This is a genomic window from Streptomyces sp. R-07 (assembly GCF_049913175.1).
GTDB lineage: Bacteria > Actinomycetota > Actinomycetes > Streptomycetales > Streptomycetaceae > Streptomyces.
In genome coordinates this window covers 1443208-1456529 of sequence record NZ_CP183978.1, presented here as the reverse complement: position 1 = coordinate 1456529, position 13322 = coordinate 1443208, and the positions used below count along the sequence as shown (strand labels likewise).

The 13322-nt window shown below is 73.5% G+C and carries 13 protein-coding genes; 7 read left to right on the top strand and 6 right to left on the bottom strand.

What is annotated here, in order from left to right; all coding sequences use genetic code 11:
• Positions 1–31 precede the first annotated feature (31 nt).
• Positions 32–835: a methyltransferase domain-containing protein gene (locus ACN9M0_RS06500; protein ID WP_366041159.1), complete on the top strand. Its 804-nt coding sequence runs from the start codon at positions 32–34 to the stop codon at positions 833–835.
• Positions 836–847: 12 nt separating this feature from the next.
• Here the strand turns inward: ACN9M0_RS06500 and ACN9M0_RS06495 are convergent, their stop codons facing one another.
• The 3 genes from ACN9M0_RS06495 to ACN9M0_RS06485 are packed head-to-tail and all read right to left on the bottom strand — an operon-like array spanning position 848 to position 3207.
• Positions 848–1780 (bottom strand): ADP-ribosylglycohydrolase family protein, encoded by a 933-nt coding sequence (locus tag ACN9M0_RS06495; protein ID WP_426403272.1) that lies wholly within the window; start codon positions 1778–1780, stop codon positions 848–850.
• 39 nt (positions 1781–1819) lie between these two features.
• Entirely contained in the window at positions 1820–2299 is a 480-nt protein-coding gene (locus ACN9M0_RS06490) for an ABA4-like family protein (protein ID WP_426403271.1), read from the bottom strand.
• Entirely contained in the window at positions 2296–3207 is a 912-nt protein-coding gene (locus ACN9M0_RS06485) for a hypothetical protein (RefSeq protein ID WP_399698009.1), read from the bottom strand. Before ACN9M0_RS06485 ends, ACN9M0_RS06490 begins: the two co-directional genes overlap by 4 nt.
• Before the next feature lie 206 nt (positions 3208–3413).
• Here ACN9M0_RS06485 and ACN9M0_RS06480 point away from each other — a divergent pair, with 206 nt between their 5' ends.
• Positions 3414–4046 carry a MerR family transcriptional regulator gene (locus ACN9M0_RS06480; protein ID WP_366041156.1) on the top strand — a complete coding sequence of 211 codons (633 nt, stop codon included), beginning with the start codon at positions 3414–3416 and terminating at the stop codon, positions 4044–4046.
• Between the two features lie 542 nt (positions 4047–4588).
• On the opposite strand, the gene ACN9M0_RS06475 is transcribed toward ACN9M0_RS06480, so the two are convergent.
• The gene (locus ACN9M0_RS06475) at positions 4589–5425 is read right to left on the bottom strand and encodes a siderophore-interacting protein (protein ID WP_426403270.1); all 837 of its coding nucleotides are present in this window, start codon (positions 5423–5425) and stop codon (positions 4589–4591) included.
• Positions 5426–5516: 91 nt separating this feature from the next.
• Positions 5517–6422: a 5'-3' exonuclease gene (locus ACN9M0_RS06470; protein WP_366041181.1), complete on the bottom strand. Its 906-nt coding sequence runs from the start codon at positions 6420–6422 to the stop codon at positions 5517–5519.
• A gap of 285 nt (positions 6423–6707) precedes the next feature.
• Here ACN9M0_RS06470 and ACN9M0_RS06465 point away from each other — a divergent pair, with 285 nt between their 5' ends.
• The 4 genes from ACN9M0_RS06465 to ACN9M0_RS06450 all read left to right on the top strand — a co-directional run bounded on the left by ACN9M0_RS06465 (position 6708) and on the right by ACN9M0_RS06450 (position 11016).
• Positions 6708–7760, top strand: coding sequence for a quaternary amine ABC transporter ATP-binding protein (locus ACN9M0_RS06465; protein ID WP_426403269.1), 1053 nt, complete (start codon positions 6708–6710; stop codon positions 7758–7760).
• Complete coding sequence (locus ACN9M0_RS06460; protein ID WP_426403268.1) at positions 7753–9564, top strand: ABC transporter permease/substrate binding protein; 1812 nt, start codon at positions 7753–7755, stop codon at positions 9562–9564. Before ACN9M0_RS06465 ends, ACN9M0_RS06460 begins: the two co-directional genes overlap by 8 nt.
• 163 nt (positions 9565–9727) lie before the next feature.
• A complete protein-coding gene (locus ACN9M0_RS06455) occupies positions 9728–10279 on the top strand; it encodes a helix-turn-helix domain-containing protein (protein ID WP_366041152.1) in 552 nt (183 codons plus the stop codon).
• Positions 10276–11016, top strand: coding sequence for a helical backbone metal receptor (locus tag ACN9M0_RS06450; protein WP_426403267.1), 741 nt, complete (start codon positions 10276–10278; stop codon positions 11014–11016). Before ACN9M0_RS06455 ends, ACN9M0_RS06450 begins: the two co-directional genes overlap by 4 nt.
• Here the strand turns inward: ACN9M0_RS06450 and ACN9M0_RS06445 are convergent.
• Positions 10943–12103, bottom strand: coding sequence for a TDT family transporter (locus ACN9M0_RS06445; protein ID WP_426403266.1), 1161 nt, complete (start codon positions 12101–12103; stop codon positions 10943–10945). The genes ACN9M0_RS06450 and ACN9M0_RS06445 overlap by 74 nt on opposite strands.
• Before the next feature lie 70 nt (positions 12104–12173).
• On the opposite strand from ACN9M0_RS06445, the gene ACN9M0_RS06440 reads away from it, so the two are divergent.
• The gene (locus tag ACN9M0_RS06440) at positions 12174–13115 is read left to right on the top strand and encodes a LysR family transcriptional regulator (RefSeq protein WP_366041149.1); all 942 of its coding nucleotides are present in this window, start codon (positions 12174–12176) and stop codon (positions 13113–13115) included.
• Positions 13116–13322: the final 207 nt, after the last annotated feature.

The window sequence follows — 13322 nt, the reverse complement described above, 5'->3', positions numbered from 1 at the left end:
GGGCGCCGATGAGGTGGGTTAGGGTCGCGGAATGGTTCAAGATCCCGAGAAGTTCGACACCGCGATGGCCACCTGGCAGGAATGGCAGGACGCCCCCTGGGGCCGCCTCCGCTACACGCTCGCCGAGGCGAACCTCATGCGCCACCTCGACGACGGGCCGGAGGGCGGGCCGCTGCGGATCCTCGACCTCGCGGGCGGCGACGGCGGCGACGCGATGCGGCTCGCCGCGCGCGGGCACCACGTCACCGTCGTCGACCTCGCGCCGGCCATGCTGGCCGCCGCCGAGGCGAGAGCCAAGGGGAGGGGGCTCTCGGAGCGGGTGACCTGTGTCCGGGCCGACGTGAACGCCTTGCCGGCGGACGTCGCCGCGGGTGGCTTCGACGTGGTGCTGTGCCACAACCTCCTGCAGTACGTGGACGACGTGCCCGGCACCCTCGCCACGGCGCTCGCCCCGCTGAAGGAGGGAGGGCTCTTCTCCGTGATGGCGATCAACCGGCACTCGGCGCCCCTGAACGTCGCCGTGCGGGAACTGGACCCTGCCGCGGCCCTGGCCGCACTCGACTCGGACCGGCTCCGGAACGAGATGTTCGACTCCGAGCTGACTCTCCACACGGCGGAGGAGATCATCCCGGTCCTCGGGGACCTCGGCTGCGGGGACGTGCGGCACTACGGCATCCGCAGCTTCTGCGACTACCTCACCGACGACGCGCGCAAGTACGAGCCGGCGTACTACGCCGACCTCGAACGACTGGAGCTCGCCACGACCGCGCGCGCTCCCTACATGCACACCGCGCGGCTCTTCCAGCTCACGGCACGGAAGCGGGCCGTGAGCTGACGGGCCGGTGGTTCAGCGCGTCGCGGCGGACAGGGCCTCGGCCAGGGCCCGCAGATCCGGGGCGCGCAGGACCCGGCCGGCGGAGCCGGGGAGGGGGACGTGGAGAGGGGACGTCCAGCGGGCGGGGATGGCGGCGGAGCCGTACACCGCGCCCGCGAGGGTGCCGGTCACGGCGGCGACCGTGTCGGTGTCGCCGCCCAGGTCGACCGCCGCGGCGAGGGCGTCCTCGAAGGAGTCGGTGGCGCGCAGCGCCCAGACCGCCGAGCCGAGGCAGGGCCAGACCGCCCCGTTGAACTCGGTCGCGTCGTCCGGGTGCCAGGCGGGGGCGAGCACCTTCGCCCACCGCTCCCGGTGCGCGGGGGCCACCTCGGCCAGCGTGGCGGGCAGGGCGGCGAGCGGGTCATCGCCGAGGAGGGCGACCCGCACCAGCTCGTGGAGGATCGCCGTGCCCTCCCAGGCGGCGCCGTCTCCGTGCGTCAGCGCGGCGATCCGGCGGGCGGCGTCCATCGTCTCCGCCCGCCCCCGCGCCGCGAAGTACACGGCCGAGGTCGAGGCGCGCATCAGTGAACCGTTGCCGGCGGCGCGGCTGTTGACCTGGAAGTGCAGTGAGGCCGCGATGTCCCAGGCGTCGCCCCCGAGGAGCACCTGCTCGGTCTGGAGTCCGATGTCCTTGGGTTCGGCCGCCGCCCAGCGCCGGAAGCGGTCGAAGACGTCCGGGAGGTCGAGACCGCCCCGTTCGAGGAGCGACTCCCCGAGCAGGACGGCCATCTGCGTGTCGTCCGTCGCCTCGCCCGGATCCCAGCCGCCGCCCCCGCACAACTCCCCGGCGCCGTCCGGGAATCGTTCCCGGAACATGCCGGGCAGGCCGAACTCGAAGGGCGCGCCCAGCGCGTCTCCCACGGCGGAACCCAGTACGGCGCCCACGGCGCGGTCGGTGTCTGACATCCGGTCAGGGTAGACGGCCCGGCCGGCGGCTGCTGCCGCTCACATCGGTGCCGGTGCCGGTGCCGGTGCCGGTGCAGGTGCCGGTGCCGGCCGTCGGGTCGTGCGCGCCATCCAGATCGCGCGGACGAGCAGGAACAGGGGCAGGCCGACGGGGGAGAGGAGGATGGTCAGGAGGAGCAGCGGGGCCATCAGGAGCGGCGGGACCGAGAGGCGGCGGGCCTCGCGGTACATCCACTGGCCGAGGAGGAGGTCCCAGGCGATGACCTGGGCCCAGAGCGCACCGGCGCCGTTCGCGAGCGCGGTGAGTTCGCGGAAGGTGTCGATGTCGGGGCTGCTGACCGCCGCCCACAGCTCGGGCAGGACGGGGGCCGCGAACACCGCCCAGACGACCAGGAGCGGCAGGACGGTCAGCGGGGAGGCCGCGAGCCGTTCGGTGCCCCGCCAGCGCGGCGCGAAGATCATGAGCAGCCAGACCGGCGCCGCCAGGAGGAACGTCAGCTCGAAGAGGAAGCCGGTCATGCCGCGACCTCCTCGGTGCGGGTGGTGGAGGCGGTGGTGGTGCGGAGGGACAGTGCCGCGGCCGCGCCGCCCAGGAGCACGATCGCCGCCGCGCCGGCGAGCGTCGCGCCGTCCGGTGCGAACAGCGCCTGGCCGCGCAGCGCCTGCCAGGTCAGCAGGACGAAGGTCGCCGCGTACGCCGCCGAGGCCGTGAGCGTGAGGCGCAGCCGGACCCGCTCGTCGGCGAGGCGGGCGAAGCCGGGGAAGCGGGCTGAGCGGGCGGCGAGAGCGGTGAGGACGATCAGCAGCAGCGGGAGCAGCTGGAGCGCGTGCATGCCGAAGAAGTGGGCGATGCGCAGGTCCCCGCCGGTGGTCGCCCAGCCGGTGAGCGGCATGGACGGGCCGCCGTCCGGGACGCCGACGCTGTGGGCGCCGCTGATCGGAGGGTTGTCGGCCTTCAGCTGCTCCGGCGTCGGACGGACCATCAGGAAGCCGACGGCGGCGCCCGCCAGGGCGATCAGGGAGGACAGCCGGACGGCCCAGGCCATGGCCCGGTCGAGGATCCGGGCACGGAGCAGGAGCACCGCGATGGCCAGGGCGCCCAGCCACAGCACGACGACGGTGGCGCCCATGATCTGGAAGACGGCGCTGTCGAAGGGCGTCGCCTGATTGAAGTGACTTCGGGTGCCCCGGATCACCTGGAGGGTGATGAGCACCATCTCGATCGTGCTCGCCACGGTGACCACCGTCCCGGCCCACCATCCCACCCGCCGGCCGCGGGGGAGCAGCGAGAGCATCCAGGCCAGTGAGAGCGCGTAGGCGATGAACGAGACCGAGAACTTGAACGGCTTGGTCCAGATCGGGACGCCGACCAGGATCCGGTCGTCGACGACCAGACCGACGGCGGAGACGAGGGCGAGGAGGCCCATCGAGGCGGCGAACCAGACCAGTGGGCGGTGCAGCCGGGTCGGCAGGGCGAGTGGGGCGGGCGCGGTGGGTGCGTTCGGCGAAGACATACGGATCCCCCCGTGGGAAGGTATAGATAGTGGCACTCGCCACTATCTGATAGCGCCACTATCTATGATGGGGGTGTCGGTCGGCAAGGCCGTAGAAGGACCGGGAAGGTGAACGCGCGGTGCGCATCGGAGAGTTGAGTCGCAGGACCGGGGTGTCCGTGCCCACGATCAAGTTCTACGTACGGGAAGGGCTGCTGCCCGCCGGAGAGCTGACCAGCCCCAACCAGGCCTCGTACGGGGAGACCCACGTGCAGCGGCTCCGCCTGATCCGGGCGCTCCTCGATGTGGGGGGCCTGTCGGTGGCGGGGATCCGCGAGGTGGTCATCGCGGTCGACGACCCGGAGCAGTCGGTCCACAAGGTGCTGGGCGCGGCGGCCAGCCGGATGGTGCCGCGCTACGAACGTGAACCGGGCGACGGGATCGAGGAGGCGCGGAAGCGGGTCGCCGCGCTGATCGAGGCGCGCGGCTGGCGCGCGCACCCTGCCGCCCCGGCGGCGGAGGCGCTCGCGACGGCCCTCGCGGCACTCGACGAGGTCGGCCATGGCGCGTTCGTCGAGGTCCTGGACGCGTACGCGGACGCGGCGGAGCGGGTGGCGCGGGCGGACCTGGACTACGTGGCGCACCACGTGGCGCGGGAGGAACTCGTCGAGAGCGTGGTCGTCGGCACGGTCCTCGGCGACGCGATCTTCTCCGCCCTGCGGCGCCTGGCCCAGGTGGACGCCTCGGACCGCATGTTCGGCCGGGCGACGTAGGCGGGTGACGCGAGGCGGGTGACGCGGGGCGCCGGGCGGGGCCCGTGCCGGGGGCGGTCACGCAGAGGCGTCCTGAGGCCGTGAAGGGGCCTTGCCGGTCGCCCACGCGGCCGGGCGGTCACGTTAAAGACGCCCTGAGGTCGTGAAAAGGGGCCCTGTCGGTCGCCCAGCGCCCTGCCCCGGTCGCCCAGCACCTTGCCGGTCGCACAAGGTGCTCTGAGGTCGTGAAAGGGCCCTGCGGCCACGCAACGCCCTGCGGTCGCTCAGGGCCCCCGGCGGTCCCGAGACGCCCTGCGGTCACTCAGGGGCCCCCGGCGGTCAAGACGCCCTGCGGTCGTCAGGGCCCCCGGCGGTCAAGACGCCCTGCGGTCGTCAGGGCCCCCGGCGGTCAAGACGCCCTGCGGTCGTCAGGGCCCCCGGCGGTCAAGACGCCCTGCGGTCGCCAGGGCCCCCGGCGGTCCCAACACGCCCCCCGTGGTCGCTCAAAGCGCCCCGCAGTCGTGAAAAAGAGCCCGGGGCTTTTGCCGCCCCGGGCTCTTCTCTCAGTTCTCCTGCTCGCGCTCCACCTGGTCGTTCCATTCGCGCTTGATCGCGCGCCACGCCTCGTCCGACTTGCCCAGGCGCCAGTAGCCCGAGATCGACAGGCGCTCGCGCGCCACGCCCCGGTCGAGGCGCAGGTGTCGGCGCAGCTCCTTCACGAAGCCCGCCTCGCCGTGGACGAAGGCGTGGACGTCGCCCGCCGGGAAGTCCAGGGCCGTGACCGCCTCGACCAGCGCCTCGCCCGCCGGGCGGTCGCCCCGGTGGAGCCAGGTCACGTCGATGCCCGTCCCCGTCGCGAGCTTCTGCTCCTCGGCCGCGTCCGCGACCTCGATCAGGACGTGCGCCCGCGCGCCCTCGGTCAGCTGCTCCAGGGCCACCGCGATCGCGGGCAGCGCGCTCTCGTCGCCCACGAGCAGGTGCCAGTCCGCCGCCGGGTCCGGGGTGTAGCCGCCGCCGGGGCCGAGGAAGCGCACCGTCTCGCCGGCCTGGGCGCGCGCGGCCCACGGGCCCGCCAGGCCCTCGTCGCCGTGGACCACGAAGTCGATGGTCAGCTCGTGGTGGACCGGGTCCCAGGCCCGCACGGTGTACGTCCGCGTCGTCGGCCACTGGTCGCGGGGGAACTCCGCCCGGATCCGCTCCATGTCGAAGGGCTCCGGGTAGGTGACGCCCTCCGGGGTGAAGAGCAGCTTCACATAGTGGTCGGTGTACGTGTCGGCCTCGAAGCCCTCGAGCCCGGGGCCTCCCAGCACGACCCGCACCATGTGCGGAGTGATCCGCTCGGTGTGCACCACGCGCGCTTCGGTGGCCTTCGGTGCCTTGCGGGCCGGCTGCTCTGCCACGACGGGCTCTCCTGACTCTGCGTACTTAGGTATGCCTAAGCTAGCATCCCGTGGCAAGAGGGGCCCGGTCCGGTCGGAAGATCCCGTCCCGTCAGCGCTCCAGGACCGGCAGCAGACGCCCGACGGCGCCGCCCAGACCCCAGCGCTTCACCAGCGCCTCCAGGGCCGCCGGGTCGCGGGGAGCGGCCGGCAGGGCCGCGTCGAAGTCGGGAAGCGGCACGTCGGCGGCGACCCGCACCACCGTCGGCGCCACGTCCAGGTAGGCCGCCGCCTCCACGATCCCGCGCCGCTTCGCCGGCGTCAGCTTCGACGTCCGGTCCTCCGCCGCCGCCCGGACGCCCGCCAGGTCCCCGTACTCCGTGATCAGCTGGGCCGCCGTCTTCTCGCCGATGCCCTTCACCCCGGGCAGCCCGTCGCTCGCGTCCCCGCGCAGCGCCGCGAAGTCCGCGTACTGCTCGGGCCGCACCCCGTACTTCGTGCGGATCAGCTCGTCGTCCACCAGGTCGCAGTCGCCGACGCCCTTGCGCGGGTACAGCACGCGCACGCCCCGGGCGTCGTCCACCAGCTGGAACAGGTCGCGGTCGCCGGTGACGATGTCCACGGGTCCCCCGGCGCGGCCCGCGAGCGTCCCGATCACGTCGTCCGCCTCGTATCCCGCCGCCCCGACCCGCGCGATGCCGAGCGCCGCCAGGACCTCCTCGATCACCGGCACCTGCGGGGACAGCGTGTCCGGGATCTCCTCCTCGTCCGGGCCCGTCTCCGTCTCCACGGCCACCCGGTGCGCCTTGTACGAGGGGATCAGGTCCACCCGCCACTGCGGCCGCCAGTCCTCGTCCCAGCAGGCCACCAGATCGTCGGGGCGGTGGTCCTGGACGAGCCGGGCGATGAAGTCGAGCAGCCCGCGCACGGCGTTCACCGGGGTGCCGTCCGGCGCCCGGACGGAGTCCGGCACGCCGAAGTACGCGCGGAAGTAGAGGCTGGCGGTGTCGAGGAGCATCAGGCGTCGCGTCACACCCCGATCATGCCGCACCCCACCGACAGTCCCCTCCGAGCGACAGGCCGCCCCGGCCCGCCCTTCTCCAGGACGGTTGCGTGACCCCCGTCACCTTTGCGTTTGCATCCTGTGAAGCCGGGCAGGCGCGAGCCCGGAGCGGAACCCGGTACGGAATTCAACGAAAAGGATCCCCGTACGCGACGGGCCCGCGGGCCGATCCCGCCCGCTCCACGGCCCGGCCGCGCGGGGGTGGTGGGGCCGTTCTTCATTGCTACCCGTGAGGTGTATGTGTCCAGGCTCCAGGCCGACCACCTGTACAAGGTGTTCGGCAGACGACCCGACGAAGCCGTCCGCAGGCTCGCCGACGGCGCCGACCGCGAGGAGCTGCGCGCCGAAGGGACGACCGCCGCCGTCGTCGACGCCGGCTTCACCGTCGAACCCGGCCAGATCTTCGTCGTGATGGGCCTGTCCGGCTCCGGGAAGTCCACCCTGCTCCGCATGCTCAACGGCCTGCTCGAACCCACCGCGGGCCGGGTCCTCTACGACGGCCACGACCTCACCGCGCTCTCCCCCCGCGAGCTGCGCGCGGTCCGCTCCACCAAGATCAGCATGGTCTTCCAGCACTTCGCGCTCTTCCCGCACCGAAACGTCCTGGAGAACGCCGCCTACGGCCTGGAGGTCCAGGGCGTGCCCCGCGCCGAGCGCGAGCCCCGCGCCGCCGAGGCCCTCGCACTGTGCGGCCTCGCCGGCTGGGAGAAGTCCTGGCCCGACGAGCTCTCCGGCGGCATGCAGCAGCGCGTCGGCCTGGCCCGCGCCCTCGCCACCGACGCCGACCTGCTCCTGATGGACGAGTCCTTCAGCGCGCTCGACCCGCTGATCCGCCGCGACATGCAGGACCAGCTCCTCGTGCTCCAGCAGCGGCTGAAGAAGACCATCGTCTTCATCACCCACGACCTCAACGAGGCGATGCGCCTCGGCGACCGGATCGCCGTCATGCGCGACGGCAGGATCGTCCAGCTCGGCACCGCCGAGGACATCCTCGTCCGCCCCGCCGACGACTACGTCGCCTCCTTCATCCAGGACGTCGACCGCTCCCGGGTGCTCACCGCCGCCGCCGTCATGACGGACGCCGTCGCCCCGGCCGACTGCGCCGACGACTGCGCCTGCCGGGCCGTCGGACCCGACACGCTCGTCGCCGACCTGTGCGCCGTCGCCGCCCTGGCCCCGCACCCCGTGACCGTCGAGGACACCGACGGCTCCGTCCTCGGAGTCGTACGGCAGGACAGGCTCCTCGCCGTCATGGGCGGTCTCGCGAAGGAGGAGGTGACCGCCCGTGCCTAGGCTCCCCCTCGGCCAGTGGGTCGACAGCTCCGTCGACTGGCTCCAGGCCCAGTTCTCCTGGCTCTTCGACGCCATCAGCACCGGCGTCACCGGCCTCTACGACGGCATCGACGCCGTCCTGTCCGCACCCCAGCCGCTGCTCTTCGCCGGCATCCTCGCCGTCGTCGCCTGGTGGCTGCGCGGCCTCGCCGCCGGCGTCCTGGCCTTCGCGGGCTTCGCGCTCGTCGACTCGGTCCAGCTGTGGGACGAGGCCATGGCGACGCTCTCCCTCGTCCTCGTCGCCACCCTCGTCACCCTGGTGATCGCCGTCCCGCTCGGCATCTGGGCGGCCCGCTCGAAGACCGTCAGCGCGGTCCTGCGGCCCGTCCTCGACTTCATGCAGACCATGCCCGCGATGGTCTACCTGATCCCCGGCATCATCTTCTTCGGCGTCGGCGTGGTCCCCGGCATCATCGCCACCATCGTCTTCGCGCTGCCCCCCGGCGTGCGCATGACCGAGCTCGGCATCCGCCAGGTCGACGGCGAACTCGTCGAGGCCGCCGAGGCGTTCGGCACCACCCCGCGCAACACGCTGCTGCGCGTCCAGCTGCCGCTCGCCCTGCCGACGATCATGGCCGGCGTCAACCAGGTCATCATGCTCGGCCTCTCCATGGTCGTCATCGCCGGCATGGTCGGCGGCGGCGGTCTCGGCGGCGCCGTCTACCGCGCCATCGGCAACGTCGACATCGGCCTCGGCTTCGAGGCCGGCGTCTCCATCGTCGTCCTCGCCATGTACCTGGACCGGATGACCGGCGCGCTCGGCCGGCAGGTCTCCCCGCTGGGCCGCCGCGCCGCCGCCAAGGCCCGCGCCGCGCTCGGCGCGAAGCGGCCCGGCGCGAAGCTCTGGGCCCACCGCCCGCAGCCCGTCGCCGCCCTCGTCGGCGTCGTCGTCCTCGCCCTCGTCGCCGGCGGCATGGGCTTCCTCGGCTCCGGCGGCGCGACCTCCACCACCGCCTCGGGCCCGAACGGCGGCCACGGCAAGAAGGTCACCATCGGCTACATCCCCTGGGACGAGGGCATCGCCTCCACGTACCTGTGGAAGGAGCTCCTGGAGCGCCGCGGCTACGAGGTCGAGACCAAGCAGCTGGAGGCCGGCGCGCTCTACACCGGTCTGGCCGGCGGGCAGCTCGACTTCCAGACCGACTCCTGGCTCCCCGTCACCCACGCCCAGTACTGGGAGAAGTACCAGAACAAGCTGGAGGACCTCGGCTCCTGGTACGGCCCCACGTCCCTGGAGCTCTCCGTCCCCTCGTACGTGAAGGGCGTCGACTCCCTCGCCGACCTCAAGGGGAAGGCCGGACAGTTCAAGGGCCGGATCGTCGGCATCGAGCCCAGCGCCGGAATGATGGGCATCCTCAAGGACAAGGTCCTCAAGGAGTACGGCCTCGAGGGCGAGTACAAGGTCGTCGACGGCTCCACGCCCGGCATGCTCGCCGAGCTGAAGCGCGCCTACGAGCGCAAGGAACCCGTCGCCGTCACCCTCTGGTCCCCGCACTGGGCCTACTCCGCCCACGACCTGAAGAAGCTCGACGACCCCAAGGGCTCCTGGGGCAAGGGCGACGGCATCCACACCCTCGCCCGCAAGGGGTTCGCCGCCGAGAACCCCGAGGTCGGCGCCTGGCTGAAGAACTTCAAGCTGACCGAGAAGCAGCTCACGGACCTCGAAGCCGTCATCCAGGAGACCGGCAAGGGCAAGGAGCAGCAGGCCGTCCGCACCTGGCTGGACCGGAACCCCGGCCTCGTGGAGAAGCTCGCGCCGCAGTAGCCGTCGCTGAGCCCTCGTGACTCCCTGAGGGCTCACTGGCCGAAAAGGGGTGGTCGCCGAACGTATTCGGCGGCCACCCCTTTCCGTCACGACGCGAAACCCCACCCGAAAGCTGCGTAAGGTTCAGGTAACCGACCGATACGAGCAGAGGGAGGGAGTCGACATGGACGAGAAGGAAGCACCCCGCGTGGGCGCGGCCGTCAAGAGGCGCCGCAGAGCGCTCCAGCTGACCCTGGCCGTCGTCGCCTCCCGCAGCGGCCTCTCCGTTCCCTTCCTCAGCCAGGTCGAGAACGAGCGCGCCCGCCCCAGCCGCCGCTCCCTCGAACTCGTCGCCGAGGCCCTGGAGACCACGGCCGGCGAACTCCTCGCCGCCGCCGAGGCCTCCCGCACCGTCGACGTCGTCCGCTCCGGGGAGCGCTCCCCGGCCCTGCCCCCGGGCGTCCGTGCGCTGGTCCGCGGCCGCCACCAGCTGCACGCCCTGGAGTTCACCGGCGAGCAGGACGCCGGGCGCGAGTTCCAGCACCGGAACGACGAGCTGTTGTACGTGGCCGACGGCGCCGCCGAGGTCGAGGCCGAGGGCCGCGCCTACCGGCTGGGCCGCGGCGACACCCTCTACCTCTCCGGCGGTGTACGGCACCGCTGGCGCGCCACCGAGCCCGGCACCCGGCTCCTCGTCGTCGCCGTCGGCGACCACGTGGAGGCCGAGGAGGAGTGACGGCCGTCCGGGGGAGCGTACGGAGGGTCGTCTCGCTCGTGCCGTCCCTGACCGAGGCCGTCGCCGTCACCGCGCCGGGCCTCCTCGTCGGCGCGACCGACTGGTGCACCCACCCCGCCGACCTCGACGTCGCACGCGTCGGCGGCACCAAGAACCCCGACGTCGCGGCGGTCACCGCGCTCCGGCCCGACCTCGTCCTCGCCAACGAGGAGGAGAACCGCGCCCCGGACCTCGCCGCCCTGCGGGCCGCCGGACTCGACGTCCTCGTCACCGAGATCCGCACCCTCGACCAGGGCCTGCGGGAACTGGAGCGGCTCCTCGCCGCCTGCGGCGCGCCCCGGCGGCCCCGCTGGCTCGACGAGGCCGAGGCGGCCTGGGACTCCGTCGCACCGCTCGGGCCGCTCACCGCCGTCGTACCGATCTGGCGGCGGCCCTGGATGGTCCTCGGCCGCGACACCTTCGCCGGCGACCTGCTTGCCCGCCTCGGCGTCCGCAATCTGTACGCCGACCACCCGGAGCGCTATCCGCGCCTCCCGCTCGACGAGCTCCGCGCCGCCGGCCCCGACCTCGTCGTGCTGCCCGACGAGCCCTACCGCTTCACGCCGGACGACGGCCCCGAGGCCTTCCCCGGGACCGCCGCCGCCCTCGTCGACGGGCGCATGCTCACCTGGTACGGGCCGTCACTGGCCGAGGCCCCGCGGGCTCTCGCCCGGGCCCTGCGAGCAGCGCACCGCTGAGCAGCCCCCGCAGGGTGTGGAGACCGGCCACCAGCCAGGCCGCCACGAGCACCACGTACAGGAAGATCGCGAGCCACCGGAACGCGGCCAGACCCGTGTGCTGGGCGAGGCCCTCGGCGCCGGTCACACAGGTCCCGACCGGGAAGGTGAACGCCCAGAAGGTCATCGCGAAGCCCATGCCGTGGCGCCGTGCCCGCAGCACCATCGCCCCGGCGAGCGCCAGCCACAGCAGCGCGAAGCCCATCACGGGGACCCCGTAGAGCACGGCGAAGGCCGCGAAGCCGTGTGCGTACGGGGCGGGCAGCACGCCCGCGGCCGAGTCGGCGAACTTGTTCGCGGCGGTCGTCGACTGGCCCAGCGGGCCGAGGACCAGGAAGAGGGTGGGGGTCAGCGCGAGCGGCAGCGGGCCGCCGGTGACGAGCCGTCCGAAGACCAGCGGCAGCATCACCAGGGTGGCGAGCAGACTGACGCCGAACATCGCGTAGCAGCCGATCAGCAGGGTCTGCTGAGCCTGCCCTGCGGGCAGATGGGGCACGAGCAGCGGGCCGACCGCGGCGGAGACCATGGGGGCGACGACCGGCAGCAGCCACACCGGCGAGGCGCTCTCGATCCGGTGGTGCACCACCATCAGGTACGGGACGGCCACCGCGGCCACCAGGCCGATCACCGTGCCGGCCGTGAACAGGACGGTGTCGACGGCGACGGCCGCCGGGAGCCCGATCCAGTCGCGGCCCACGATCACCGCCCCGCCGCCGACGGCGAGCAGCGCCATCGACAGACAGCCGTAGAACGGGGCCATCGCCGGATCCATGAGGTGGGCGCGGGCCTGGTCCCCGTGGCGGGCCCAGTGCGCGGCGCGGGCCGCGACCAGGGCGAGCAGCATCGCGAACGACAGGGCCCAGACCGCGGCGCAGGCCGTACGGAGGCCGGGCACGTCCACCGGGAGGGCGGTGCCCGCGTTGGCGACGATGGCCGTGCCCATCACGGAGGCGTACCAGTTGGGTCCGAGGTGACGGACGGAACGGGTCGACCGGGCGCCGGGGGTGCTGGCGCGGAGGGCCGGAAGAGAAGGTGCGTGGCTTGCCATGCACCGATCGTTTCGCGCCGGAACCGCCCCCACCAGGGACGTTGTGGCTATGAGGCCATAAGCTGACCTTATGAGCAGTGAGCCGGACAAGACGCCGACCCCCCTCCTCCACCGGGGCCTCTCCCACCGGGTCCCCGACCTCGGCGCGCTCGAACTGCTCCTCGCCGTCGCCCGGCACGGGAGCCTCGGCGCCGCCGCCCGCGAGGTCGGCATCACCCAGCCCGCCGCCAGCAGCCGCATCCGCTCGATGGAACGGCAGCTCGGCGTGGCCCTGCTCGACCGCTCGCCGCGCGGCTCCCGGCTCACCGACGCGGGCGCCCTCGTCACCGACTGGGCCCGGCGCATCGTCGAGGCGGCCGAGGCCTTCGACGCGGGCGCGCAGGCGCTGCGTGGACGGCGGGACTCGCGGCTGCGGGTGGCGGCGTCCATGACCATCGCCGAATACCTGCTGCCCGGCTGGCTGATCGCGCTGCACGCCCAGCGCCCCGACACCGCCGTGTCCCTCCAGGCCGGGAACTCGGCGGCCGTCGCCGAACGCCTCTTCGCCGGCGACGCCGACGTCGGCTTCGTCGAGGGCCTCGCCGTGCCCGACGGCCTCGACGGCGTGGTCGTCGCGCACGACCGGCTCGCGGTCGTCGCCGCGCCCTCCCACCCGTGGGCCCGGCGGCGGGGCCCGGTCGACCCGGCCGAGCTGGCCGCGACCCCGCTGGTCCTGCGGGAACGCGGCTCGGGCACCCGGCAGGTCCTCGACGCGGCGCTCTCCGCGCACGGCGGCCTCGCGCAGCCCCTCCTCGAACTCGCCTCCACCACGGCGGTGAAGGCCGCGGCGGTGAGCGGGGCCGGGCCGGCCGTCCTGAGCGAACTCGCGATCACCGAGGAGCTGGCGTCGCGCCGCCTCGTGGCCATCCCGGTGGAAGGGGTACTGCTCCGCCGAGACCTACGAGCGGTCTGGCCGGCGGGCCACCGCCCGACGGGCCCGGCGCGCGACCTGCTGTCGCTGACGCGGGGGTAGTCATGGTGGGGCGGGACCTGCTGCGGCTGACCCGCGGCTGACGAGACCGGCGCGACCTGCTGTCGCTGACCCGGCCCGTCCGGGCGGCGCCCCCGCCACCACCCGTGTGGGCAATCGTCCCTCCGCCAGACTTCGTCCGGGGGCCCCCAGGGGCGATGGGGGTCCCCCCCTGCTCGAGCGAAGCCGAGAGCTTGGGGGAGGGTGGGC